Here is a 24,297-nt window from a genome sequence, read left to right as displayed (position 1 = left end):
CGCCGCAAACTATCGCACGCCAGGATACGAGGGCAATCCGACAAATCGGTGAATGAGGCGGAGGGTGGATCCCGGCCGAAACACGCCGGGATGACGGAGGGGCTCCGGCCAGGGTGGACGGCGGATGTCAGGTGGTGGGTTCGGCCGGGGTTTCCGCGGGGATCGGGGGCCATTGTTCGGGGCGGATATTCGCGGGTTTGGCGGCCGAGCTGCCCTGCCAGTCGAAGTGGACGCCGACCCAGGCTTTGGGGCGTTCGAAGGAGATTTCGCGGGCGTCGAAGGCCACCCGGCGGAAGTTGATGTCGCCGAAGAAGTCTCCGCCGTTGAAGGTGATCAGGCGACCGCCGAGAACCGCGTCGGCGAAGGAGACCTTGCCGTGGTACTCGGCGCGGGCGAAGGTGACCTCCTCGGTGCGGCCGGAGCGCCAGCGGGTGGCGGTGCCGAGCTGCGCGCAGTCGAACGCCGTCATCTCGGCGTAGAACCGAGCGGCGGTGAAAACCACTCGCGCACCCGAGAATTCGGCTCCGGTGAAGGTCACCCGAGCACCGTCGAAGACCGTGCGCTCGAAGGCGGTGAGCTCGGCGGTGAATTTCGCATTGGCGAAGCCGCTGCGCTCACCGGCGAAGGTGGTGCGGCTGAACTCGGTTCGCGCACCACCGAATACGGCATTGTCGAAGTTCACCGGTCCACCGAAGGTGGCGTCGGCGAAGGTGGTTCCGGAGGTGTCGCGCTCATAGCGCGCCGCTCGGGTGTGCGTGAACCGCACATGTTCGAAGGAGGTGCTGCCGCCCCGGAACATGGCCCCGCGGAAGGTGACTCGCTTGCCGAGGAAGGACGCGCCCTCGAAGGTGGTGTCCCGGCCGCCGGTGAACGAGGCATTGGTGAAGCGGGTACTGCGGCCCGCGAAGATCGCGTACCGGAAGTCGGCATTCTCGAAGACGGCGTCGGAGAAGTCGAAATCGCAAGCGGACCAGGAGACTTCGGCCGAGCGCCGGAGCCGCTCGGTGATCACCCGGACGATGGTCTCGCGCACCTGCCGGTCATTCTGCCGATAGTGGTAGACGCGCTCCACCCCGGTCCCGGCATCCTCTATGCGCTGGGACTTCGACACCAGATGACTGGCGCCCTCATCAGGCGCGTACGGCAGTCGCAGATATCCGCAGAGCACATCCACGCACTGTTGCCGTCGCCCGCGCGCGGAGAACTCATCGGCCACCCCGGCCATGGCGTACACACCCGCGATGCGCACCGCCACATCGGAATTGCCGAGCTGCGAGGCCGCCGCACCGAATACCTCCGCGAACCGCCCGCGCTCGGAGTCACGTTGCCGCCGATACGCCACCACCAGCGCCACCGCCGCACCGACTCCGGCGGTAATACCGAGTGCGATCTTGGTCAGATCCAGCTGATTCGGCGTCTCCGCCCGCGCGCCCAGCGCCAGCCACAACATCCACCAGGTGAACGCGCCGACGGCCACGCCGCCGACCACCGCGATCAACACCGACAGCAACAGTGCCGATCGATGAACTGTCCGGTTCAGCATCCCGCCGAACCTCCCCCACCGTCGCATAGCGGAAGGATAACGATCACACCCGGCCGACGCGCGGGGTGTGCGGATTCCCACTCCCCGCCAAGGGGTTTCAGCCGATACCAAGGCCCGCCCGACTACCCGCCGGACGGGCCCCGAAGTGCTTTTTCACGAGTGCGAATCAGGACGCCCGACGCCGCAGGCCCAGCCCGGCGGCGGTGAGGCAGGCCAGCGATACCGCGACCACGAACCACGGGAAGACGGTGGTCAGGCCCCAGGTGGTGGCGGCCCATCCGGCGACCACGGTCGGCAGTGCCATAGCGGTGTAGGCGAGCAGGTAGTAGGCCGACATGGTTTCGCCGCGCTTATGTTGCGGCACAACCTGGGACAGGTGGCGCAGCGAACCGCCGAAGCCGAGTCCGAAGGTCGCGCCGAGCACGAAACCGGCCGCCAGCACCAGGGCCCAATTGTGGGTGGCCAGCGCCGGAATGGTCAGCAGCAGGGCGATCGCCATCCCGATATCGCCGATGATCGCCGCGCGCCGAGCCGGAATCTCGGTGGCGAAGTACTGCGCGCCCGCACCGGCCAGAGCGGTCGAGGCCACCACCGCGCCACCGAACACCAGATTGTGGATACCGGTCTTGGCCGAGGCCAGCGACGGGTACAGCGACAGCAGCACGCCCAACACCGACCAGGCCGCCATCACACCGAGTGCGGAGAACCAGAAATCACTCCGAATCTCCTGCGGCACAGCGGGCCTGGTGATGGTGATCCGCCCCGCGGTGCGCGCGGTGTGCGGTTCGTTCAGCGCGATGACGCCCGCGCCGATGGCGAGGCAGGCCAGCGTGATCACCACGTACGGGGTGCGCAGCGGATGCGGTGCGTACTGCGCCAGTAGCGCGGAACCCAGAATCGCCACGGCCATACCGACATTGAAGGCGACACCGGACAGCTGCCCGGAGCGCGCGCCGTCCTTGGGTCGCATATCCAGCAGCGCCGCCGCACCGGCCACCACGGTCGCGCCGACGGCGATACCGTGCAGCGCCCGCGCCAGCAGCAGCATGGCCACATTGTCGGCGAAGAGGAACACCACCAGGCCCAGGATCATGATGCCGAAAGCGCCCAGCAGCACCGGCTTTCGTCCCACCACATCGGAGATGCGGCCCGAGACCAGTACCGCGACCAGAGCCGCGACCGCGTAGACGGCGAAGACGAAGGTGGTCGTCAGCGGCGAGAAGTGCCACGCCTGCTGATACATGCCGTACAGCGGGGCGGGTGCCCCCGAGACTCCGAGCGCTACACCGCTGGCGGCGAGCACGAGCGCGTATGCCCACTTCTGGCTGCCCTGCTCGGCTCGAGTCGCAACCGTCACTGTCGCCGCCATCGAACCCTCCATCAGGTAAGTTTGATAATTATCGAACCTGACGCTACTCCAGGTTCGATAATCGTCAAACCACTTATCGAGTGAGGTAGCTCATGACCGACACCGACACGCCGCTCCCCGCCGTGCTGCCCGTGGCCCCGCTGGCCACCGTCCTCGGCGCGCTCCAGGACCCGGTCCGCCTGGAGATGCTGCGCCGACTCGGCAATGCCGGAACACCGCTGCGCTGCAGCGCGCTCTACGACGTGATCAGCAAGTCGACCGCCGCGCATCACTTCAAGATCCTGCGCGAGGCCGGGCTGACCGAACGCCTCACCGTGGAGGGCCAGACCTGTCAGCGACTGCGCAGCGAAGAGGTGGATTCCGCCCTGCCCGGACTGCTGGACGCGGTCCTCGGCGCGGCGAATCGGGTAACCGAGTGACCGGGGCCCGCACGGTGCGATAACGTCGATCAATGCGCATTCGTGCGGCCACGACCGACGACCTCCCGACCATGCAAGACATCGAGGATGCCACCGGGGAACCCTTCCGGACCATCGGCATGATCGAGATCGCCGATGACGAAGCCCCCTCACTGGAACAATTGGACGAACATCGGCGCGCCGGGCGGGCATGGGTCGCCGTCGACGACAGCGACACCCCGATCGCCTACCTCATCAGCGAGGAGGTCGACGGCACCGAGCACATCGAGCAGGTCTCGGTGCATCCGAACGCCGGCCGGCGGGGCATCGGACGCCAGCTCATCGAGACCGCGGCCGAACACGCACGCCGACAAGGGCTCTCGGCGCTGACACTCACCACGTTCACCGAAGTACCGTGGAACGCACCGTATTACGCCCGCATCGGCTTCCATGTCGTCGACGACGATGAGCTCACCCCGGGACTGCGCAAGATCCGGGCGCGCGAGGCCGAACACGGGCTGGACCGCTGGCCCCGCACCGTCATGCGGCGCGAACTCTAGCGACTACCAGCAGGCTTGCACCCGGGCCAGCTCCCGCAGCTCACCGAGCATGCGCGGATCGTCACCGGTGGCGTCCGCGCACGCGTCGATGGCGGCCACCCGCACTCGAATATCGGGGTGCTCGTACAGAATCCGGCGGACCCGGTCCAGGCGCGTGCCCCGCGAAACCCAGACCAGCAGCTCCGCCGCCCGCGCTTGCAGGACGCCGAACGGCTCGGGCTGCCGAGTCGATCCGCCGGATTCTCCCTCCCGCACCTCCGGCGACGGGAGGGACGCGGCCTCCAGCCACACGAAGCGTTCCAAGGCCGCACGCAGGAGCTCCGCGATTCTCTCGCGCTCCGCCGGGCCGCTCGATCGGGACATGGTGTCTCCTTTCGAACCGAATCACCTTGTCCTTGCAGCCTGCCCGCGGACCGACAGCACGGCACGAGTAGTGCACCACTCGGATTCCGCCGACCGGATCAGCACCCACTCCCCCGCGCCTACGTAGCCGCCACCATGCAATTACCTTCCACCCCAGCGAGGTTCGGAAGACCACGATCTTTCGGAGTGCGAACCTCGTCTACCCACCGCAGGACACAATCCAGAAGCGGGAGTGGCCGCATGGAACCGCGCACCTCTCGATCGAGCTATCACACCCCGCCTCGTTGCCGCACACCCCGTATACGGGGTGTGCGGGTATCACAAGGGGTGCGATAGCTTCGGAGCCCGGGGTTCTCGCCGGGCTCAGCGCAGGATGCCGGCCCTGGTCGCTTCGTTGATCCAGGAAGGGAATTCGGTGAGGATGCGGTCGTAGAGCTCCGGGTCGGTGATCTGGTCTATATCGTCCACGGCGAAGAAGCCGACATTGTCCACGCGGCGGCCGGACATGGTGTCCAGGCGCTCCAGCACGCCGTAGCCGGAGCGGGTGCCCAGGCCCACGAATTGCCAGAAGATGGGTTCCTCCACGGCGGCTCGGAGCTCCTGTTCGATTTCGCGGTTCTTGTAGACGCCGCCGTCGGAGAAGAACAGGACCAGGGTGGGCATGGCCTGGGGCTCGGCGCGCACGTAGTTGCGTACCTCGGCTATGACCTTCTGCTCCTCGTTCTGAATGCCGACCGCGCGCATATCGACCTGACCCGGTTGCCGCGCGTCGCGGGCGCGTCTGCGACCGCCGAAGAGGGAGAGTTGACCGCAGCGCACATGCAGTGAAATCCACTGCGGCATATCGGCAACGGTGAGATCGGGCAGGCGCGCGGGATTGGTGGCGAAGGTCCACGCCTGCATCGCGCCATTGTCGTCCAGCTGCGCAGCGACCGCGGCCATCCGCTCCACCACGCGGTGCACCAGCTGTTTCGCGTACAGCGGGGTCATCGATCCCGAGGCGTCCAGCACCAGGATCACGCGCGCGTTCAAATGCGACACACCATGTTTGGCCAGACTGACCGCGACCTGCTCCTTGCGCAGCGACAACCGCTTGCGCATATCGATCGGCAACTGCTCCTCCCCCTTGGTCAGCCGAATCGCAGGCTGGCTGGCCGGTTGCACAGGCTGACGCGGCACGGGCGGAGGTGTATGCGAGGCGGGTTGCGGCGCAGGCGGATACGCGGGGGCTTGCGAAGCGGGTTGCGGTGCGTAAGGCGCGGCCGCGGGCTGGGCGGGCGCGTCATCCACGGTGATACCGAAATCCGTTGCCAATCCGGCCAATCCACTCGACCAGCCCTGTCCCACCGCGCGGAACTTCCAGGCTCCGGCGCGGCGGTACAGTTCCCCGCACAGCATGGCCGTCTCGGGTCCGGCGGCGATATCGAAGCGCGCGATCTCGATATCGGTCGCGGCATCCACCACCCGCAGATGCAGCCCGGGCACCTGCCCGAATGTCCCGCCATCGGCCGAGGCGCATATCGCGATCCGCTCGATATCCGCCTGCACCCCGGCCAAATTCACCTCCAGCGTGTCGAAATCCCCGCGTTTCCCGAGGTGCCGCACCGCCCCGCTGGGATGCCCGGGCTGGTTGTAGAAGACGAAATCCACATCGGAGCGCACCCGCCCCGCCACGGTCAGCAAAAGCGCGGAGGCATCGACCGCGGGCACCCCGGGTCCGCCCGTCCAGGCGAGTACGGCACGCACGGCATTGGCGGCAACGGGCACATTGGCCCCTTTACTGAGATTCGTCACCCCAGCCAGTCTGCCGCAATTCCGCGATCGCGACACCGGCTCGCAGCGTCTACGCTTTCTAGATGACAATCGCCGGCAACTCCGTTGCCAGCACCCGCGATCGGATAGTGGTCGCCGCCTACGGTCTCATCACTCGCCGCGGCGTGCGCGGGTTGAGTCTGGGCGACATCGCCACCGCCGCGGGCACCACCGAATCCGAGCTGCGGCAACACTTCCCCACCATCGACCCGCTGGTGCTCGCGGTGCTCGAACGCCGTGAGCGCGTCTGGACCTTCGGGCTCATCGAGGAGCAATCCCGCTGCCGCGGAACCACCCCCGAAGAACAACTGCTCGCCATCTTCGACGTCTTCGAAGAATGGTTCACCGCACCTGATTTCGATGCCTGCACCTTCATCAATGTGCTACTGGAGATGGGGGCCGAGCACCCGCTGGGCCGCGCGGGCATCGAACATCTGCAGCGCATCCGCAATATCGTCCGAGTCCGCGCCGAGCGGGCCGGACTCTCCGACGCCGAGGATTTCGCCCGCTCCCTGCACATACTCATGAAGGGTTCCGTAATCGCCGCCGCCGAAGGCGACTCGAACGCCGCCCGCCGCGCCAAACGCATGGCCGAAGCCCTGATCGAAGCCCACCGCGAGCGGCCGGACGACAACCGCTGACCGCACGCGGACGGGTCCGAAGGCTCAGTCGACGAGGCGGCGAACCACCGCGGGAAGGTCCCGGGTGCGGCGGTACGGGCCCGCTACCGAGACGGCGGTGGGGCGGGACAGCAGCTGGGTGGCGATGCGGGAGACCTCGTCGGTGGTGACTTCGTCTATGCGGGCGAGGGTTTCGGAGACGCTGCGGTGATTGCCGTAGCTGAGTTCGCTGCGGCCGATGCGGTTCATGCGGGAGCCGGAGTCCTCCAGTCCGAGCACGAGGCCGCCGCGCAGCGAACCCTTTGCGCGCGCACATTCGGCGTCGGTGATGCCGTCCGCCGCAACCTCTTCCAGCACACCGCGCGCCAGACTCGCCACCTTGCCGAGGTTTTCGGGCTGGCAGCCGATATAGACCGAGAAGGCTCCGGTGTCGGCGAAGGTGTCGACGCTGGAGTAGACCGAGTAGGCCAGGCCGCGTTCCTCCCGAATGCGCTGGAACAGACGGGAACTCAGGCCGCCACCCAGCACGGTATTGAGTACCGAGAGCGGCCAGCGCTTCTCGCCCTCGTGGCGCCCGAAGGCACGGGTGCCGAAGACCAGATGCGCCTGCTCGCTCTCGCGGAACATGCGGACCAGTTCGGGCTCACTGCGCGGACGGAACTTGCCCTCGCGACGCGGTGCGGGTTCGCGAATCGGATCGAGGCGATTGGCGAAGGCGCGATGCACCAGTTCGACGGTGTGCTCATGCTCGATATTGCCCGCGACGGCCACGACCATCCGGTCCGGGCGGTAGCGCCGCTGATGGAACGAGCGCAGCTTGGACGCACCCATGGTCTCGATGCTCTCGACACTGCCGATCACCGGACGGCCGATCGGATGATCACCGAACAGCGCGGTCAGGAAGGCGTCACCGACCATATCCTCGGGATCGTCATCGCGCATGTAGATCTCCTCGAGCACGACCTGACGCTCGATATCGACATCCTCGGCGCGGCACAGACCGTTCAGCACCACATCCGAGACCAGGTCCACCGCCATGGGCAGATCCTCGTCGAGCACATGCGCGTAGTAGCAGGTCTGCTCCTTGGCGGTGAACGCGTTCAGTTCGCCGCCGACGGCATCCATGGCCTGCGCGATATCCAGGGCGGAGCGGGTCGGCGTGGCCTTGAAGAGCAGATGCTCCAGGAAGTGCGCGGCGCCCGCGACCGAGGAGCTCTCATCGCGTGAGCCGACGCCGACCCATACGCCGATGGAGGCGGAGCGGACCCCGGGCACATGTTCGGTGACCACGCGTAGCCCGCCGGGCAGCACGGTCTTGCGCACGCCGGTATCGGCATATGGCGCTTCGGATGTGGAGAGAACCAGTGCAGAACTCTTAGCCGACAGTGGAGTGTCCTTCTTCCGACCCATGCTTCCCAACCCGCAGCGCGATAAAACAGGAAAAACCGATGGCCCCCAGCTCCGTTATCGGAGCAAGGGGGCCACCGCACTTTACGTCAGACGTACGACAATCACTCGGCCGCGACGGTCTCGGCGACCGCTGCGTCCGCGTTGTCCGAATCCTCGTCGACCGGGACAAGGGAGATCTTGCCGCGGTTGTCGATATCGGCGATCTCGACGCGGATCTTGTCGCCGACGTTCACCACGTCCTCGACCTTCGCCACGCGCTTGCCATTGCCCAGCTTGGAGATGTGCACCAGGCCGTCACGGCCCGGCAGCAGCGAGACGAACGCGCCGAAGGCGGTGGTCTTGACGACCGTGCCCAGGAAGCGCTCGCCGACCTTCGGCAGCTGCGGGTTCGCGATGGCGTTGATCTGATCGATCGCCGCCTGCGCCGCGGGGCCATTGGTCGCACCGACGTAGACGGTGCCGTCATCTTCGATCGAGATGTTGGCGCCGGTCTCCTCGGTGATCTGGTTGATCACCTTGCCCTTGGGTCCGATGACCTCGCCGATCTTGTCGACCGGGATCTTGATGGCGGTGACGCGCGGGGCGTACGGGCTCATCTCGTCCGGGATGTTGATGGCCTCGGCCATGACATCCAGGATGGTCATACGGGCATCGCGAGCCTGGTTCAGCGCACCGGCCAGGACCTGCGACGGGATACCGTCGAGCTTGGTGTCCAGCTGCAGCGCGGTCACGAACTCGGGGGTACCGGCGACCTTGAAGTCCATATCGCCGAAGGCATCCTCGGCGCCCAGGATGTCGGTCAGCGCGACGTAGCGGACCTCGTCCTCACCCTTGTCGTTCTTGATGGTGTCGGACACCAGGCCCATGGCGATACCGGCGACGGGGGCCTTGAGCGGCACACCGGCGTTCAGCAGCGACAGGGTCGAGGCGCAGACCGAGCCCATCGAGGTGGAACCGTTGGAGCCCAACGCTTCCGAGACCTGACGGATGGCGTACGGGAACTCTTCCTGCGACGGCAGCACCGGCATCAGCGCGCGCTCGGCGAGGGCGCCGTGGCCGATCTCGCGACGCTTGGGCGAGCCCACGCGACCGGTCTCACCGGTGGAGTACGGCGGGAAGTTGTAGTGGTGCATGTAGCGCTTGGAGGTCTCCGGGCCGAGCGAGTCGACCTGCTGCGCCATCTTCACCATATCGAGGGTGGTGACACCCATGATCTGGGTCTCGCCGCGCTCGAACAGCGCCGAACCGTGGGCGCGCGGGACGACCGCGACCTCGGCCGAAAGGGCGCGGATATCGGCCAGACCGCGACCGTCGATCCGGAAGCCGTCGGACAGAATGCGCTGGCGCACAAGCTTCTTGGTGACCGAGCGGAAGGCCGCGCCGATCTCCTTCTCGCGACCCTCGAAGGTCTCGGCCAGGCTGGAGAGCACGGCGAGCTTGATCTCGTCGGTGCGCTCCTCGCGCTCCTGCTTGCCCGCGATGGAGAGCGCCTCGTTCAGCTCCTCCTTGGCGGTGCCGAGCACGGCCTCGAACACATCGGACTGGTACGGCAGGAAGACCGGGAACTCGGCGGTCTCCTTGGCGGACAGCGCGGCGAGGTCGGCCTGTGCCTTGCAGAGGCGGGCGATGAACGGCTTGGCGGCCTCGAGGCCCTGTGCCACAACGGTTTCGGTGGGCGCGGTGCCACCGTCGGCGATGAGCGCGAGCACATTGTCGGTGGCCTCGGCCTCGACCATCATGATCGCGACGTCACCCTCGACCACACGGCCCGCGACGACCATGTCGAACACGGCGCCCTCGAGCTGCTCGACGGTCGGGAACGCGACCCACTGGTCACCGATCAGGGCGACGCGCACGCCGCCGACCGGACCCGAGAAGGGCAGGCCCGCAAGCTGAGTCGAGGCCGAAGCGGCATTGATGGCCACCACGTCGTACAGATCCTTGGGATCGAGCGACATGACGGTCACGACGACCTGGATCTCATTGCGCAGACCGTCGACGAAGGACGGGCGCAGCGGCCGGTCGATCAGACGGCAGGTCAGGATCGCGTCGGTGGAGGGGCGACCCTCGCGACGGAAGAACGAGCCGGGGATACGACCCGCGGCGTACATACGCTCTTCGACATCGACCGTCAGCGGGAAGAAGTCGAACTGGTCCTTGGGGTGCTTACCGGCGGTGGTCGCCGACAGCAGCATGGTCTCGTCGTCCAGGTAGGCGACGACCGACCCGGCGGCCTGCTTGGCCAGACGCCCGGTCTCGAAACGGATGGTGCGGGTGCCGTAGGCGCCGTTGTCGATCAGCGCGACGGACTCGAATACGCCGGGCTCGACCTCGGCGGCGGAACTGCTCACGGTTTGGGTCATTCTCTTCTCTCAACCTCTCGTCTTCGCCGGATACCAGCGCCGCGGATGGGCACCGCTACGCGATCCGGCTGTGTTGTCCCCTTGGCAGGGGTGAGCCGTACCCGGCACGGGCGCTCGCGGACCCTCCTGGCCCGCACGCGCACACCCGGCCATCTCCCCTTGGAGGCGGCGACGCGGAGGCGGTCATCGATCGAAGCCCTCCGGCAGCGCGATACTTCTACCTCTTGCTGCGCCCCGAAAAGCCACTACCGAAGACCGACGCCACGCGACGGATGCATACGGCTCATGTTGGCGTGCGTACGGCATCGTTCACCGGATGCACGAAAGGCCAACGAGGAGATTCTATGCCTCCCCGCTGGCCGGTTCGTCAACTACCCAGGCAGCTGTGTTGTGTCGCGAAAATTAGCGACGCAGGCCCAGACGCTCGATCAGCGAACGGTAACGCTCGATGTCGTTGGCCTGGAGGTACTTCGACAGACGGCGACGACGGCCGATCAGCGCAAGCAGACCGTGGCGCGTGTGGTGGTCGTGCTTGTGCACCTTCAGGTGCTCGGTCAGATCGGAAATCCGCTTGGACAGCATCGCGATCTGAGCCTCCGGAGAACCGGTGTCAGTCGGGTGCAGGCCGTACTCGGCCAGAATGGCCTTCTTCTGCTCGGTGGTCAGCGCCACAGAATCACTCCTGAGTTTCCAGTCCGCGCGAAGAGTCCCGGGCGAACCCGGTCGGGCGCTACCGCGGACCGCAGCAAACCCAGCGACCCAGGGTACCGGACCGCTGACCTGGACCGTTAATCGGCCCTATTCGACGGACTGGGAGTCGAGCGTCTGCGCGGTGAGCACCTTGCGGGCCTGATCCACATCGCGGCCGATGGCCTCGATCAGTTCCTCGATCGACTCGAATTTGCGCATACCGCGCAGCTGTTCGACGAAGTCCACGGCCACATGCTTGTCGTAGAGATCGCCGTCGAAATCGAGGATATGCGGCTCGACCGTGCGGGAGCGCCCATCCTCGAAGGTCGGATTGGTGCCGACCGAGATGGCGGCCATCCGCCGAGTCCGCGCCGGATCGTCCAGAACGGTGAACCATCCGGCGTACACGCCGTCGGCGGGGATCGCGCCGCGCGGCACCGGTGCCACATTCGCGGTCGGGAAGCCGAGTCCGCGACCACGGCCGTCACCGTGCACGACCACGCCCTCGACCCGATGCGGGCGGCCCAGCGCCTCGGCGGCCGCGGCCACATCACCCGAGGCGAGGCAGGCGCGCACGAAGGTCGAGGAGAAGGTCACCGCATGTTCGCCGAGCAGCTGCACGCCGTCGACATCGAAGCCGAAGCGCAGGCCCAGTTCCCGCATGGTGTCCACGGTGCCCGCGGCCTGCTTGCCGAAGGTGAAGTTGTCGCCGACCACGACCTCGGAGACGTGCAGTTTGTGCACCAGCAGCTCTTCGACGTACTGCTCGGGGGTCAGCTTCATGAAGTCCTTGGTGAACGGCATGACGAGGAAGACGTCGATGCCGAGCTCCTCGGCCAGCTCCGCGCGGCGGTGCAGGGTGGACAGCTGCGCCGGATGCGAACCGGGGCGCACCACCTCGAGGGGGTGCGGGTCGAAGGTCATGAGTACCGACGGAACACCCCGCACCGCAGCGGATTTCACCGCACGGCTGATGAGCTGGGCGTGACCGCGGTGCACGCCGTCGAACACCCCGATCGTGAGCACACACCGGCCCCACTCTGCGGGCATCTCATCGAGACTTCGCCATCTCTGCACACCGGAAGCCTACGCAAAGCGCGTCACAGACAATATTCGGCCGTACCGATCTCGCACGGACGAAGCATGCTCGTCATCGCCCGTTCACCGGTTCGGCACCGGCCCCGACCACGCCCGTTCGTGTCGTGTTCGTCGTGGTCTACCAGCAGGCGCGCCGATGTGTGAAACCGTCGCGGCTGTGCCTAAGCTCGGTTACGTGCCCGGAAAACGAGACATCGCCACGCGCCGCGAGCTGGCCGATCCGTCCGAACCCACCGGTACCTCCACCGCCGTCGCGACCAGTGTCGCCCCGGTGCTGTCCTCGGTCGCGCAGGACTATCTGAAGGTGATCTGGACCGCGCAGGAATGGTCGCAGGAGAAGGTGTCGACCAAACTGCTCGCCGAACGAATCGGGGTATCCGCGTCGACGGTCTCCGAAGCGGTTCGCAAACTCGCCGATCAGGGTTTGGTGGAGCATGCCCGGTACGGGGCCATCACCCTCACCGAGGATGGTCGCCGCGCCGCGATCGCCATGGTGCGACGGCATCGACTCATCGAAACCTTCCTCGTCAATGAGCTCGGCTACGGCTGGGACGAGGTGCACGATGAGGCCGAGGTGCTCGAGCACGCGGTCTCCGAAACGCTCATGGAGCGGATAGACGCCAAACTCGGCCACCCGGACCGGGATCCGCACGGTGATCCGATTCCCTCGGTCGACGGTGCGGTGCCCACCCCGCCGGCCCGGCAGCTGAGCGATTTCGGCGATGGAGAGCTCGGGCGCGTCGCACGTATCTCCGATTCGGATCCGGCGATGCTGCGCTACTTCGATTCGCTCGGCATCGCCCTCGATACCCCCATCGCGGTGGTGGAGCGGCGGGACTTCGCCGGAACCATCGCGGTGCGCGTGGATGAGCGGACCATCGACCTCGGCAGTATTGCGGCCGAGGCCATTTGGCTCACCCACGAAAACAGTTGAGCACCACACCACCTCGTCATCCCGGCGCGTTTTTGACCGGGATCCACCGAATCAGCCGGACCACCTCGAGTGTGGATCCCGGCCAAGCATGCCGGGATGACGGGGCCGCGTCACACCAGCCGGTGACCGCCGTCGACGTGCAACACCGTCCCGGTGACGAAGGGGTTGCGCAGTAGCGAAAGTGCCGCCTGCGCAATGTCTTCCGGCAAGCCGAGGTGACCGACCGGTAGCCGCTCGGCCATGGCCCGGAGGCGCTCATCCTTGTCGTCCCAGGTCATTCGGTCCCAAATGCCGGTGCGCACCCAACCGGGTGAGACGACATTGACCCGGGTCGGGCCGAGTTCCACCGCGAGGGCGCGGGCCAAGCCCTCGAGTGCGGCGTTCACCGTGGCCACCATCGCTCCGCCGACCGCGGGGCGATAGGCGGCGATGCCCGAGGTGAAGGTGAGCGAACCGCCGGGAGTGATGTTCGCGTGCTTGGCCAGCAGCATGGAGCCGATCAGCTTGGTCTCGATGAAGCCGCGACCGTTGGGGAAGTCGAAATCCTTTATGGGGCCGTAGGTTCCGGTGGTGTCACCGGCGGTGGTCAGCACATGGTCGACCGTGCCGACGGTGTCGAAGACGCGGCGGACCTGTTCCTCGTCGCCGATATCGGCGGCGATGGCGTTCAGTTTGCCGTCGCCGAGTTCGCGGACCGCGTCGGCGAGACGCTCGGATGAGCGGCCCACGATGGTGACCTCGGCTCCGGCCGCCAGCAGTGCGTCCGCGATGGCCAGGCCCATTCCGGAGCCGCCGCCCACCACCACTGCCCGGCCGATCTCCTGTTCGAATCCCTTGTGTGTCATGCCTTTCAGCAAACCGGCGGCCCGAGTGAGCGTCCATGTCGCAGCCCTGAATCCGACTTAGCGGCGGGCTAACACCGCCGGTTACGGCACGAATCTGATTCCGCTGGAGAGTGCTTCGGCGACGGTGTGCAGGGCCGAATTGCGGGCGGCGGGACGCCAGGCGGCCACATAGGTGACCACCACGGGGCGCGGTTGCAGTGGCCGCCATACCAATCCGGGGGCGGAGGCGGTGCGCGCCGAGCCCACGCCGATGGCAGCGGGGCGCATCGGCAGTAGCGAGAGCATCTGCGCGTGACTCATGGCGCTGTCACTGAGGGCAACGGCCGCACCGCGTTCGCGCAATTGCGCGAGGACCGAATCGTGTAACTCGGGCGCGGCATCGCGGGCGAACATGATCAATTCCTGATCGCGCAACTGCGCCGGTTCGATGGTGTCGTGCGCGGCCAGGGGATGCTCGCGGGACATGACAATGCCCAACTCCTCCTCCGCGATGGCGGTGCTGGTGAGATGGTCCGGCAGCCGAATCGGCATGCGCAGCACCGCGAGATCGACATCCTCGCGATCGAGCAGGCGGACCTGATCGGCGCTGGGGCCACCGGTCAGCACCACGCGCGCGCCGGGCTGACGCGCCTTCAACAGCGCTTCAATGCGTGCGGGTAGCCAGGTCGGCGCGCCGTTCACCACGCCGAGCCGGAAGACCGAGCGCTCGGGATTGGCGACCATACGCGTCTCCCGGAGCGCGACCTCCGCGGCCTCCAGCACCCCGCGCGCGGTCTTGAGCAAAACCTCACCGGCAGCGGTCAATTCGACGCCCTGTGAGCCGCGGAGCAGCAGCGGGCCGCCGACCTCGCGTTCGATGGCGCGAATCTGCTGACTCAGGGTGGGGGTGGAGATGAACAAACGCTCCGCGGCCCGGCGGAAGTGCAATTCTTCCGCTACCGCCACGAAGTACCGCAACTGCCGCAATTCCACCACCAGTGCACTGTAGGCCGCTCAGGTGTCGGTCAGGGTGGCACCGGATTTCCGGTGGGCTGAACAGTCCCGAACGATCGAACCGTATTGCCGCCGCGCTCGAGTCGCGCCGGCAGGTCCGACCGGAGCTCAGTTCGCGCCCAGCGGGGCAGTCTCGGTAGCGCGGGTGCGCTGGTCCTGTATCGCGGCGAGCCAGAAGTACACCGGCGGGAGCACGACTTCGATGGCGGTCAGCACCAGTTGGAACCAGTGCGGCCAGCCGTACACCGCGATGGATATGAATCGGCCGACCGCGCCGAGCGCGAAGATTCCAGCCAGCCAGCGCACAGCGGTCGTATCGACGGGGTCGCGCCGCGCGGCCCACAGCCAGACCAGGCCGTAGCCCAGGAAGATCGCGCCGAAGAACCGACTCTGGCTGTCCGCGGTGGCTCCCGCCGAGCCCATATCCGGAATGCCGTCGATACCGAGCGCCATATGGAATACGCCGATCGCGACGCAGGCGTAGCCCATCAGCAGACTCAGCCATTTGAGTGCTGCGGTCATTCGTTCCTCCCGAGTGGAGTTGAGTCGCAAAGGTTCCCGCTTAGTTGACGCGCGTCTACTAAGCCAGGCTAGAACGCTAGTAGACATGCGTCAACTAAGCTGATTCGGTGACCCGCCGCCGCCTGCCCCCCGACGAACGCCGGAGCCAGCTCATCGACACCGCCGCGCAACTGTTCGCCACGCACGACTATCCCGCCGTGCACATGGAGGACGTCGCCGCGGCGGCCGGAGTCTCACGCGCCCTGCTCTACCGGCACTTCCCCGGTAAGCCCGAACTCTTCGCCGCCGTCTATCGGCAGGCCGCCGAACAACTGCTGGTCGATACCCATTTCGACCCCGAGCAGCCCTTCGCGGACCAGATCGCCGCGGGGCTCGACGTGCATTTCGATTATTTCGAGGCCAATGCCAAGACGGTGGTGGTGGCGAATCGGCTGCTGTCGGCCGATCCCACCATCCAGGGCATCATCACCGGAGAACTCTCGGCCCTGCGCGAACGCGTACTCGACACTCTCGGACTCGAAGGCCGACAGCGCCAACTCTTCTCGACCGTCCTGATGAGCTGGCTGACCTTCGTGCGAGTGCTGGTCGTCGATTGGCTCGAAAACCCGGCCTGTCCGCGGCCGGTACTGCGGGAGGTGTGCGTGGGAGCGCTGACGGGCGCGCTCGCCCCGCTGCAATCCGCTACGGCCGGTTAGAGATTCGCGGGGCGGACGACCAGCACCGAGGAGGCGCGCTTACCGCTCTCCTTCAGCAGGGCGATGGCCCGGCCGGTGGAATCGACCGCGGCATAGACGCCTTGGATACCGGCGGGGTCCAGCCAGCGGCCGTTGCGGAGGTCGTCGGCCTCTTTGTCGGTGATATCGCGGATGGCGAAGGCGGTGCGGACGGCCTCATCGATATCGAGGCTCAGCAGCGGGTCACCGGCCTCCGCCGAGACGGCGAGGGTTTCCAGGGTGCGGGCGTGTTCGAGGGTGAAGGGGCCGACGCGGGTACGGCGCAGAGCGGTGAGATGGCCTCCCACACCGAGCTTTTCGCCGAGATCGCGCGCCAGAGCGCGAATATAGGTGCCGGACGAGCATTCGACCTCCACGTCCAGGTCGACGAATTGCGCTGTGCCGGTGTCGATATCGCGGCGGGCCAGGATATCGAAGCGGCTGACGGTGACGGGGCGGGCGGCCAGCTGCACATCCTCACCCGCGCGAGCCCGGGCGTAGGCGCGCTCACCGTTGATCTTGATAGCGCTGACCGTGGCGGGAACCTGCTGGATATCGCCGGTCAATTCCGCTACGCCGGAGGCGATTTCGGCATCGGTGACATGCGCGGCGGAGGTGGTGGCGGTGACCTCACCCTCGGCGTCATCGGTGATGGTGGACTGCCCGAGGCGAATGGTGGCCGTATACGCCTTGGTGGTCAGGATGAGCTGGCCGAGCAGTTTGGTGGCCCGCTCGACACCCAGCACGAGCACGCCGGTCGCCATCGGGTCCAGGGTGCCCGCGTGACCGACCTTCTTGGTACGCAACAGACCCCGACTCTTTGCGACCACATCGTGACTGGTCCAGCCCTGGCCCTTGTCGACGATCAGCAGCCCGCCGAGGGCACCGACCACGGGTGTGCGCTTCTCGCCCATCAGCCCTCCACAATCGCGGTCAGAATGAGTCCGTCGGAGATCAGCCAGCGGCCGTCGAAGCTCGTCAGCGCGGCGCCGCCGTCGGTGGTGTGGCCCGGAATCAGCAGTTCGGTATGGAAGGTGCCCGCACCGGTCCCGGCCGACTCCTCGTCGACGGTGAAGGTGATATGCGCGTCCTCGAAGCCGAGCCAGCGGCCGGTGAGCGGCCGCCAGGTCTTGTAGGTAGCCTCCTTGGCGCAGAACAGCAGTCGATCCAGGTGCAGTGCGGTGCCCGGGAGAACCGTTGTGAGCCACTGCCTTTCGGGTGCGAGGCTGACTGAATCGAGCACGCCATCGGGAAGCGCGGCATGCGGCTCGGCATCGATACCGATGGACCGGAAGCGCAGCTTATGCCCGAGTACCGCGGCCTTGTAGCCGTCGCAGTGGGTGAGGCTGCCGACAATCCCGCGCGGCCAGACCGGCCCGCCGTCCTCGGCCTTACCGATCGCGACGGCGGGTTCGCCGAGCTGCTCCAGCGCCTGTCGGGCGCAGTAGCGCGCGCCGATGAAATCGCGGCGGCGCTTCTCCACCGCCCGAGTGATCAGGTGTTCCTCACCGGGATGCGGCTTCAGTCCCTCCGGATACGCCACCATTTCGGCGGCGGCGACCCCGGGGGGAAGGATTCTGCCGAGAATGCGCGCCGACTCCGTCGCCGCGACTGCCCGCTCTTCGATGACCGCCTCCTGATCGCACCACCACTTGCAGTGATCGAGCCTACCGGCCGAGATGAGAGGACCTCGATCGCGGCGGGGTGGATCCCGGCCACGAACATGCCGGGATGACGAAGGGAACCGATGCCGGGATGCGGGAAGTCCACGCCGGATCACGAGGGCGGCCGCACCAGGATCACGAGGGTGGCCGCGCACCAGAATCACGAGGCCAGCCACGCACCAGAATCACGAGGGTGGCCACGCACCAGAATCACGAGGGTGGCCACGCACCAGAATCACGAGGGTGGCCACGCACCAGAATCACGAGGGTGGCCGCGCACGGGGATGACGAGGGTGGCACGGGCGGGCGGTTTACTCGAATCGGACGGTGGCGATCATGGCGCGGGCCAGGGTCTCGGGATCGGACCCGGGGTTCAGCGGTGACTGTTCGAGTGCGCCCTCGCGCCAGAGCACCGCGAAGCCGTGCACCAGCGACCAGGCGGCGAGTTGGGTTGCGTGCCGGTCCTTTTCGCTCGCGTCGGGTCGGGTCGCCGCGACGCCGGAACGCAGGGCCGCGCCGGATCGACTGCGCGCCTGGACAAGTCGCGAATCGTCGGGATTGATCAGATCGCGCCGGTACATCACATCGAAGTGGCCCGGGTGATTCAGCGCGAAACGGATGTAAGCGATTGCGGCGGCGTGGAAGTCGCCCGCGGCGGCGTCCATCTCCGCGGCGAGCAGGTCGAAGCCCTCGATCGCGAGGGCGGTGAGCAGCCCGGCGCGGTCACCGAAGTGGTGCGCGGGGGCCGCGTGTGAGACCTCGGCGCGGCGGGCCAGGCCGCGCAGGGAGATCGCGTCGACGCCGTCCGCGGCGATCTGTTCGGCCGCGGCAGCGAGGATGGTGGCCCGCAGATCGCCGTGGTGGTAGCTGCTCTTCGCCATGGGCCAATCATGGCCTGCAATCTAGCCATTGACAAGTTTCCCGGTCAGCCCTAATCTTTCCACTGTCAAGATTGAACGAACGCAGGAGAACGCCATGGCCCCGCTGATCGCACTCGCCGTTGTCACCGGACTCACCCGCCTCATCGGCTGGCTCGTCGGCCCGGACTGGCTCGACTCCTGGCCGCACACCACGGCCCTCGGCTTGGCCGTCATGTTCGCTCTCACCGCCGGGGCGCATTTCATACAGCCCAAGCGCGGCGAACTCATCGCCATGGTGCCGCCCGCTTTCCCCAACGCGGCGGCCATGGTCACCCTCACCGGCGTCCTGGAAACGGCGGGCGCACTGGGACTGTTGATCCCGCCCTTCCCCCGGGCGGCGGCGATCTGCCTGTTCCTGCTGCTGCTCATCATGTTTCCGGCGAATGTGCGTGCCGCCAAACAGGACATCGGCGTGCAGACCATGCCGCTGCCGCTGCGCACGGTCGTGCAGGTGATCTTCCTCGGCGCGTGCGCCGTGGTCGCCTTCGGCTGAATCAGCCTGCGGCAGTGCGGATCCGGGCCAGAGGTAGATCCGATGTCAGTGGTGAATCGGGCCGTCCGTCTCCTCGAGCGGGCGGCCCGAACCGCGTCCGGCCTCGGCGATCACCTGCGCCGCAATGGAAACCGCGGTCTCATCCGGGGTCGAGGCGTTCAGATCCAAGCCGAGCGGACTGCGCAGTCGCCGCAGCTGTTCCGAGCCGACACCGGCGGCGACGAGGCGCTCCAGGCGCTCCGCGTGCGTGCGGCGCGAACCCATCGCTCCGACGAAACCGATCTTCTCGATACTCAACGCCTCGGCGAGCATGGGCACATCGAATTTGCTGTCATGGGTGAGTACGCATACCACCGTGCGATTGTCGACCCGGCCGCCCGCGTGCTCGGCACGCAGATAGCGATGCGGCCAATCCACCACCACCTCGTGCGCGGCGGGGAATCGCAGTGCGGTGGCGAAGGTTTCGCGCGCGTCGACCACCGTGACGCGATAGCCGAGCTGTGCGCCGAGTCGACTCAGCGCACGCACGAAATCATTGGCTCCGGCGAGGATCATGCGCGCGGGCGAGCCGAAACTCTGGACGAACGATCGCGCCGGGAATGCGCTGTCCGCGCATTCGTCGGACCCGATGGTCCCGGTGCGCCCCGCGCGAGCCATAGTCAGCGCGTCCCGGCTGACGACCGCAGACCGGCCGAGCCTGCCACCGCGCTGGGCAGCGCTCCCGCCCTCGGCATCGACGGCCCGCGCATCGGGCCCCGCGCCCGGCCGAACAATCTGCCATCGCGGCTGGCCGTCCAGAGTCGTCACCAGTGAGACCGACCGCCCGGCGCGAATCTCCCGATCCAATATCTCCAGCTCCGCGAGACGGCTCGAATCGATCCGCTCGATCTGGATTTCCATCTCGCCACCACACGTCAGGCCGATGGCGACACCGTCCGGATCTACGATGCCGAATCGCTCCAGCACCGCCTCACCATCGGCAAGCACCGCGGCCGCCGATTCCACCACCGCGCTTTCCACGCAACCGCCGGACAGCGATCCGATGACCTCACCCGACCCGGTCACCACCATGGCCGCCCCGATCTCACGCGGCCCGGCCCCGGTCACCGCGACCACCCGGGCCAGCGCCACCGGGCCCTCCCGGACCCGGTCGATCAGCTGAGGCAGGACATCGCGCATACCTCCATCATCGCCGTATCGGCCCCGGCGCGCATACGTGCGTACGCGATGGCAACCTCAGCGCAACATGCGCGCCGCAGGACGAACCCGACAGCCAACGGACACGGCACAGCGGTCCGGACGGGCTAGGCCAATCCGCGACGGCGCTGGGCTTCCTCGCGCATCTTCAGCGCAGCCGCCTGCATCTCGGGCGTGATCTTGAAGTGCCCACCCCACTCGTTCAGCGTGTCGCCGTAGTCCGGCGTCGGCAGGATCTGCCGCAGCAGCTGTTCGGGCAATCCGCGGCGCTGCCACTCCCTCGGGTAACCGAGTGAAACCTCTTCGAAGCGGACACCGTCGTGGTAGGTGGTGCGCGGAATGTGCAAGTGCCCGTAGACCGAGCAGACCACGTTGTAGGTGGTGTGCCAGTCTGCGGTGAGATCGGTACCGCACCACAGCGCGAACTCCGGATACCAGAGCATGTCGGTGATCTCGCGCAGCAGCGGGAAGTGGTTGATCAGCACCACAGGGGTGTCGGCGGGCAACGCGTCGAGCCGGCGCTGGGTGTACTGCACGCGGGCGTGACACCAGGCATCGCGGGTCACGTACGGCTCGGCGGAGAGCAGGAACTCGTCGGTGGCGACCACATTGCGCTCGCGCGCCAACGCCAGTCCGGCCGCCTTGGTGGTGGTCCCCGCGGGCAGCCAGGAGTAGTCGTAGAGCAGGAACATCGGCACCAGCGTCACCGCACCGCCGTACGCCTCCGAGCCCGCACCGGTCCACACCGGAAAGGGATCCTCCGGGGTCAGCACATCCAGATCCCGGCAGATCGACACCAGATAGTCGTATCGCCCCGCCCCGTGCATCTGCACGGGATCCTTTGCGGTAGTCCACAATTCATGATTCCCGGGCACCCAGATCACCTTGGCGAACTGCTTCTTCAACGTCTCCAGGGCCCACCGGAAATCATCGGTCTTCTCCCCCACGTCCCCGGCGAGAATCAGCCAATCCTCCGGCGAATCCGCCCGGATAGCCTCCACCACGGGCTTATTGCCCTGATGACCGACGTGAATGTCGCTCACCGCCACAAGTTTCGGAATCACCCAGCTCCGCCTTCCAGTCATGACCAGCCCTCGCAGCAACCGCGCCGGCCCCCATCAGATTCCCACGGCGGCCACCGACCCCCGGCAGGCCCCTCCCGAATCACACCGCCAGCCCCCCGCGCGGGGATCGGACCAGCCCGGAGTCCCCCGGAGCTCGACCGGAAAGCCCCAACGCGACCTACCCCCGTCCTCCCGGCCCGCCGCACCCTTGTCATCCCGGCGCGACCCAACCCGTCATCCCGGCGCGTTCTTGGCCGGGATCCATCGCAACCTGTTGCAGCACAGCCCGTGTGGATCCCGGCCCAAAGCATGCCGGGATGACGAGGCACAACAAGTGCCGGGATGACGAGGGCGCAGTCAGTGGTTCAGGTGGATTCGCGCTGCCGGGGCGAAACCGGCTGCGACCGTGAGGGTTCCGGAGGGGTCGCGGCGACAGGAGGCTACGGCGAGGTGGCAGGGCCGGGGCAGGTCGACGGGGAGTTTGGCGCCGCCGTCGATTTGGTAGCGGGTGTTGGTGACCTTCCACTTGCGGGCGACTTCCGGATCGTCCGGTGTGGTGGGCGGGGCGTCGGCACGGGCGACCATCATCACCTCGGTAATGCCCACCGGCCAGGTGAAGGTGAGCAGGCCCGCGCGTTCGGCCAGGGCCGTCACGGTGGGCATTCCGCCGGGGGTGTGGTCCTCGACCGCCGCACCGGCGGTGCTCGGCGGTTCCCGGCCGTCCGAGCGGGTCACGTCGGAGACCCTGCCGGAGACCGAAGCCACGACGCCGTAGACGGGTACCGCGCCCGTTCCGGCCGCGCCATCCTCGAGGGCCGTGCCGCGGGTGCGGCCCACCACCCGCCAGGAGCCGTCGGGTTGTAAACGGGTGACGCGGTATTCGACCTGTTCGGTCGGCGAGGCCGACCAGGCGATGACCACGGTGCCGTCCGGTTTGCGGGTGGCGGTGACCTGGCCGGGCGCTTCCACCGGGAGCTCGCCGAGGGCGGCGAGGGTTCCGGCGTGGTCGGCGCAGACCTCGAAAACCGCTCGGAGCGCGCGCATTCGAGCCGCGGCGGGAGCGGGCGGGGCGGCCGCGAACATACGGTCGGCCTCGGCGAGAGCCGAACGTGCCTGAATCAGTAGCTGTTCCAGCGTGAGCCCGCGGCCATCCGGATTCGGTACATCGGCGGCGGAGCGCTCCAGATACTCGAGGTGCTCCAGGGCCTCCATATACCGCCGACCCGCGCATCCGGCCGTGGCACCGCGCCAGTGGACGGCGGCTTCGGCCAGCACCCGCTCCACGAGTTCGGCGATCGGCCGCACCGAGGTCGCCCCGGCACCGTCGCCACCGGCGATCCGCTGCGCCTCGGTCACATGCTCTCGGGCCGCATAGGGATGTCCGGCACGCAACGCGGCCCGCGCCGCTTTCAACGGCTCCTCCCACGCCCGCACCGGCGGCGGAGGTGGGAGCGGCGGCACGCGCCGATACGCCGAGCCGTCACCGGCTGCCCCGGAATTCCCAGTGCCCGAGGATGATCCGGCGTGCGCACCACCGGAAGCGCCGCCGTGCCCCGCACCCGACGACGAGCCCGCCCCGGCCGCGTATCCGGAATCGGCGGATGAACTCCGCTGCCGCGAGGTATCCGCGTCGCGCGTGCCGGTCGACCGCGAACTCGCAGCGGAATCTCTGTTCGGCCGGGCGAAGGAAATGGGTGACGTACCCGAAACTGATTGATCTGAACCAGAATTGGCGGGCAGGTCTTTGCCCTCCACGGTGGTGCCGAGTTCGGCGGCGAGCGACAGGATCACCCGCTCGGCGGCGGCGCGGTCGAGGCCCGCGGCAATGGCTTCGCCCACCAGGAACTCGTAATCACCTGCGACCAGGCTGTCTTCGACCAGGACCGCGGCGCGGACCTGGGGGCGGAGCAGATCGGTGGCGTCGTCGATGATCGCCCGCAGGTAATCGTCCACCGCACCGGATTCGAGCAGGTCGCTGACGTGGACCAGGAGTTCGTCGAGCACTACCCGTACTCGGCCGGGCGGCAGCTCGCGCGTGCGAGCGCGCAAAGCCTCTGCACGCAAATGGATTTCACCGGTTTGGTGGGCCTTGGTGAAATCCAGACCGAGTAGCGCCAGCAGGGTCGGGACCGGATCTCCGGGGAGCAGGCGATCGTATTCGGCGAGCAGCTTGCGAATCTGTTGCCGCCGTTGCGCACTCACGCCGGAGGGCGGTGGGGTCACGGGGGCCGCCGCCTCGTCGAGTATGCGATGCCGCCGCAACCGCGCGCGCACCTCGGCGGCGTCGAGCCCGCTCATCTTGCCGATATCTTCCAGCCCGGCCACCTTGCCGGCCGGAATTCCGCCGTGCCGCTGGACAAGTCGCTCGATGGCGGTGTCGATCATCTCGTACCGTTCGGAGTCGCGCCGCTCGCGCAGCTGCTCCACGCGCTCGGCCTCCACCCGCCGTGACGAGGCGTTCAGCAGCGGCGTGCAGAGCCGATCATGCCCGTCCACCAGCAGTCCGGCCAGCACCCGGTACTTCGGATGATCGCGCTGCTTCTGCCAGAAACCCCACACCTCGTCCACGCGCGCCCGCACCTCGGCGTCGCTCAGTGTGCGCGCCTCATCGAGCGGAATGTCGTACAGCTCGAACGCATCCGACACCTCGATACCGCCGCGGCGTTCCACGGCGGCGAGCACTCGCTTGCGATAGTCGTTCGGGTCGAAGGCGTGCATGGCTCTGG

At 67.4% G+C, this 24,297-nt stretch carries 23 protein-coding genes; 6 read left to right on the top strand and 17 right to left on the bottom strand.

What is annotated here, in order from left to right; genetic code table 11:
* Positions 1 to 127 precede the first annotated feature (127 nt).
* Together OHB26_RS22545 and OHB26_RS22540 are read right to left on the bottom strand one after the other, a co-directional pair.
* Entirely contained in the window at positions 128 to 1,543 is a 1,416-nt protein-coding gene (locus tag OHB26_RS22545) for a pentapeptide repeat-containing protein (RefSeq protein WP_330179253.1), read from the bottom strand.
* A 166-nt stretch (positions 1,544 to 1,709) separates the two neighbouring features.
* Positions 1,710 to 2,912, bottom strand: coding sequence for an MFS transporter (locus OHB26_RS22540; protein WP_330179252.1), 1,203 nt, complete (start codon positions 2,910 to 2,912; stop codon positions 1,710 to 1,712).
* Between the two features lie 92 nt (positions 2,913 to 3,004).
* Here OHB26_RS22540 and OHB26_RS22535 point away from each other — a divergent pair, with 92 nt between their 5' ends.
* Both OHB26_RS22535 and OHB26_RS22530 read left to right on the top strand, forming a co-directional pair.
* Positions 3,005 to 3,331, top strand: a complete 327-nt coding sequence (locus OHB26_RS22535) for an ArsR/SmtB family transcription factor (RefSeq protein WP_330179251.1) — start codon at positions 3,005 to 3,007, stop codon at positions 3,329 to 3,331.
* 32 nt (positions 3,332 to 3,363) lie between these two features.
* Entirely contained in the window at positions 3,364 to 3,870 is a 507-nt protein-coding gene (locus OHB26_RS22530; RefSeq protein WP_330179250.1) for a GNAT family N-acetyltransferase, read from the top strand.
* Positions 3,871 to 3,873: 3 nt separating this feature from the next.
* Here OHB26_RS22530 and OHB26_RS22525 read toward each other — a convergent pair whose 3' ends face one another.
* A complete protein-coding gene (locus OHB26_RS22525) occupies positions 3,874 to 4,233 on the bottom strand; it encodes a hypothetical protein (RefSeq protein ID WP_330179249.1) in 360 nt (119 codons plus the stop codon).
* Positions 4,234 to 4,596: 363 nt separating this feature from the next.
* Positions 4,597 to 6,027, bottom strand: coding sequence for a VWA domain-containing protein (locus OHB26_RS22520; protein WP_330179248.1), 1,431 nt, complete (start codon positions 6,025 to 6,027; stop codon positions 4,597 to 4,599).
* Between the two features lie 62 nt (positions 6,028 to 6,089).
* On the opposite strand from OHB26_RS22520, the gene OHB26_RS22515 reads away from it, so the two are divergent.
* The gene (locus OHB26_RS22515; RefSeq protein ID WP_330179247.1) at positions 6,090 to 6,686 is read left to right on the top strand and encodes a TetR/AcrR family transcriptional regulator; all 597 of its coding nucleotides are present in this window, start codon (positions 6,090 to 6,092) and stop codon (positions 6,684 to 6,686) included.
* Between the two features lie 24 nt (positions 6,687 to 6,710).
* On the opposite strand, the gene OHB26_RS22510 is transcribed toward OHB26_RS22515, so the two are convergent.
* The 4 genes from OHB26_RS22510 to OHB26_RS22495 form a co-directional block, all read right to left on the bottom strand.
* Positions 6,711 to 8,075: a M16 family metallopeptidase gene (locus tag OHB26_RS22510; protein ID WP_330179246.1), complete on the bottom strand. Its 1,365-nt coding sequence runs from the start codon at positions 8,073 to 8,075 to the stop codon at positions 6,711 to 6,713.
* A 101-nt stretch (positions 8,076 to 8,176) separates the two neighbouring features.
* Complete coding sequence (locus OHB26_RS22505; RefSeq protein ID WP_330179245.1) at positions 8,177 to 10,438, bottom strand: polyribonucleotide nucleotidyltransferase; 2,262 nt, start codon at positions 10,436 to 10,438, stop codon at positions 8,177 to 8,179.
* A gap of 402 nt (positions 10,439 to 10,840) precedes the next feature.
* On the bottom strand, positions 10,841 to 11,110 hold the full coding sequence (rpsO, locus tag OHB26_RS22500; RefSeq protein WP_067574502.1) for a 30S ribosomal protein S15: 270 nt from the start codon (positions 11,108 to 11,110) through the stop codon (positions 10,841 to 10,843).
* A gap of 126 nt (positions 11,111 to 11,236) precedes the next feature.
* Positions 11,237 to 12,205, bottom strand: a complete 969-nt coding sequence (locus tag OHB26_RS22495; RefSeq protein WP_330179244.1) for a bifunctional riboflavin kinase/FAD synthetase — start codon at positions 12,203 to 12,205, stop codon at positions 11,237 to 11,239.
* 178 nt (positions 12,206 to 12,383) lie between these two features.
* On the opposite strand from OHB26_RS22495, the gene OHB26_RS22490 reads away from it, so the two are divergent.
* On the top strand, positions 12,384 to 13,160 hold the full coding sequence (locus tag OHB26_RS22490) for a metal-dependent transcriptional regulator (RefSeq protein WP_442942700.1): 777 nt from the start codon (positions 12,384 to 12,386) through the stop codon (positions 13,158 to 13,160).
* A 110-nt stretch (positions 13,161 to 13,270) separates the two neighbouring features.
* On the opposite strand, the gene OHB26_RS22485 is transcribed toward OHB26_RS22490, so the two are convergent.
* From OHB26_RS22485 to OHB26_RS22475, 3 genes are all read right to left on the bottom strand, one after another.
* Complete coding sequence (locus OHB26_RS22485; RefSeq protein WP_330179242.1) at positions 13,271 to 14,005, bottom strand: SDR family oxidoreductase; 735 nt, start codon at positions 14,003 to 14,005, stop codon at positions 13,271 to 13,273.
* A gap of 81 nt (positions 14,006 to 14,086) precedes the next feature.
* A complete protein-coding gene (locus tag OHB26_RS22480; RefSeq protein WP_330179241.1) occupies positions 14,087 to 14,980 on the bottom strand; it encodes a LysR substrate-binding domain-containing protein in 894 nt (297 codons plus the stop codon).
* A 126-nt stretch (positions 14,981 to 15,106) separates the two neighbouring features.
* Complete coding sequence (locus OHB26_RS22475; RefSeq protein ID WP_330179240.1) at positions 15,107 to 15,520, bottom strand: DUF4345 domain-containing protein; 414 nt, start codon at positions 15,518 to 15,520, stop codon at positions 15,107 to 15,109.
* Between the two features lie 107 nt (positions 15,521 to 15,627).
* On the opposite strand from OHB26_RS22475, the gene OHB26_RS22470 reads away from it, so the two are divergent.
* A complete protein-coding gene (locus OHB26_RS22470; protein ID WP_330179239.1) occupies positions 15,628 to 16,215 on the top strand; it encodes a TetR/AcrR family transcriptional regulator in 588 nt (195 codons plus the stop codon).
* Here OHB26_RS22470 and truB read toward each other — a convergent pair.
* From truB to OHB26_RS22455, 3 genes are all read right to left on the bottom strand, one after another.
* A complete protein-coding gene (truB, locus tag OHB26_RS22465; RefSeq protein WP_330179238.1) occupies positions 16,212 to 17,147 on the bottom strand; it encodes a tRNA pseudouridine(55) synthase TruB in 936 nt (311 codons plus the stop codon). The two genes, OHB26_RS22470 and truB, sit on opposite strands and share 4 nt — an antisense overlap.
* Entirely contained in the window at positions 17,147 to 17,821 is a 675-nt protein-coding gene (npt, locus tag OHB26_RS22460) for a 4'-phosphopantetheinyl transferase Npt (RefSeq protein ID WP_330185747.1), read from the bottom strand. The genes truB and npt overlap by 1 nt, the downstream gene beginning before the upstream one ends.
* A 387-nt stretch (positions 17,822 to 18,208) precedes the next feature.
* Positions 18,209 to 18,778: a TetR/AcrR family transcriptional regulator gene (locus tag OHB26_RS22455; RefSeq protein ID WP_330179237.1), complete on the bottom strand. Its 570-nt coding sequence runs from the start codon at positions 18,776 to 18,778 to the stop codon at positions 18,209 to 18,211.
* Positions 18,779 to 18,872: 94 nt separating this feature from the next.
* On the opposite strand from OHB26_RS22455, the gene OHB26_RS22450 reads away from it, so the two are divergent.
* Entirely contained in the window at positions 18,873 to 19,310 is a 438-nt protein-coding gene (locus tag OHB26_RS22450; RefSeq protein ID WP_330179236.1) for a DoxX family protein, read from the top strand.
* 45 nt (positions 19,311 to 19,355) lie between these two features.
* Here OHB26_RS22450 and OHB26_RS22445 read toward each other — a convergent pair whose 3' ends face one another.
* The 3 genes from OHB26_RS22445 to OHB26_RS22435 all read right to left on the bottom strand — a co-directional run bounded on the left by OHB26_RS22445 (position 19,356) and on the right by OHB26_RS22435 (position 24,289).
* Positions 19,356 to 20,489 (bottom strand): XdhC family protein, encoded by a 1,134-nt coding sequence (locus OHB26_RS22445; protein WP_330179235.1) that lies wholly within the window; start codon positions 20,487 to 20,489, stop codon positions 19,356 to 19,358.
* A gap of 125 nt (positions 20,490 to 20,614) precedes the next feature.
* Positions 20,615 to 21,592 (bottom strand): metallophosphoesterase family protein, encoded by a 978-nt coding sequence (locus OHB26_RS22440; protein ID WP_330179234.1) that lies wholly within the window; start codon positions 21,590 to 21,592, stop codon positions 20,615 to 20,617.
* 336 nt (positions 21,593 to 21,928) lie between these two features.
* Positions 21,929 to 24,289: an Ig-like domain repeat protein gene (locus OHB26_RS22435; RefSeq protein WP_330179233.1), complete on the bottom strand. Its 2,361-nt coding sequence runs from the start codon at positions 24,287 to 24,289 to the stop codon at positions 21,929 to 21,931.
* Positions 24,290 to 24,297 lie beyond the last annotated feature (8 nt).

It is taken from the genome of Nocardia sp. NBC_01503 (assembly GCF_036327755.1).
GTDB lineage: Bacteria > Actinomycetota > Actinomycetes > Mycobacteriales > Mycobacteriaceae > Nocardia.
This window is presented reverse-complemented; position numbering and strand designations above follow the sequence as displayed.

Excerpts from the sequence above, each read along its gene's own strand:
- OHB26_RS22545 (WP_330179253.1), bottom strand. The coding sequence starts at position 1,543 with ATGCTGAACCGGACAGTTCATCGATCGGCACTGTTGCTGTCGGTGTTG.
- OHB26_RS22540 (WP_330179252.1), bottom strand. The coding sequence starts at position 2,912 with ATGGCGGCGACAGTGACGGTTGCGACTCGAGCCGAGCAGGGCAGCCAG.
- OHB26_RS22535 (WP_330179251.1), top strand. The coding sequence starts at position 3,005 with ATGACCGACACCGACACGCCGCTCCCCGCCGTGCTGCCCGTGGCCCCG.
- OHB26_RS22530 (WP_330179250.1), top strand. The coding sequence starts at position 3,364 with ATGCGCATTCGTGCGGCCACGACCGACGACCTCCCGACCATGCAAGAC.
- OHB26_RS22525 (WP_330179249.1), bottom strand. The coding sequence starts at position 4,233 with ATGTCCCGATCGAGCGGCCCGGCGGAGCGCGAGAGAATCGCGGAGCTC.
- OHB26_RS22515 (WP_330179247.1), top strand. The coding sequence starts at position 6,090 with ATGACAATCGCCGGCAACTCCGTTGCCAGCACCCGCGATCGGATAGTG.
- OHB26_RS22510 (WP_330179246.1), bottom strand. The coding sequence starts at position 8,075 with ATGGGTCGGAAGAAGGACACTCCACTGTCGGCTAAGAGTTCTGCACTG.
- OHB26_RS22505 (WP_330179245.1), bottom strand. The coding sequence starts at position 10,438 with ATGACCCAAACCGTGAGCAGTTCCGCCGCCGAGGTCGAGCCCGGCGTA.
- OHB26_RS22485 (WP_330179242.1), bottom strand. The coding sequence starts at position 14,005 with ATGACACACAAGGGATTCGAACAGGAGATCGGCCGGGCAGTGGTGGTG.
- OHB26_RS22475 (WP_330179240.1), bottom strand. The coding sequence starts at position 15,520 with ATGACCGCAGCACTCAAATGGCTGAGTCTGCTGATGGGCTACGCCTGC.
- truB (WP_330179238.1), bottom strand. The coding sequence starts at position 17,147 with ATGGGCGAGAAGCGCACACCCGTGGTCGGTGCCCTCGGCGGGCTGCTG.
- OHB26_RS22455 (WP_330179237.1), bottom strand. The coding sequence starts at position 18,778 with ATGGCGAAGAGCAGCTACCACCACGGCGATCTGCGGGCCACCATCCTC.
- OHB26_RS22450 (WP_330179236.1), top strand. The coding sequence starts at position 18,873 with ATGGCCCCGCTGATCGCACTCGCCGTTGTCACCGGACTCACCCGCCTC.
- OHB26_RS22445 (WP_330179235.1), bottom strand. The coding sequence starts at position 20,489 with ATGCGCGATGTCCTGCCTCAGCTGATCGACCGGGTCCGGGAGGGCCCG.
- OHB26_RS22440 (WP_330179234.1), bottom strand. The coding sequence starts at position 21,592 with ATGACTGGAAGGCGGAGCTGGGTGATTCCGAAACTTGTGGCGGTGAGC.
- OHB26_RS22435 (WP_330179233.1), bottom strand. The coding sequence starts at position 24,289 with ATGCACGCCTTCGACCCGAACGACTATCGCAAGCGAGTGCTCGCCGCC.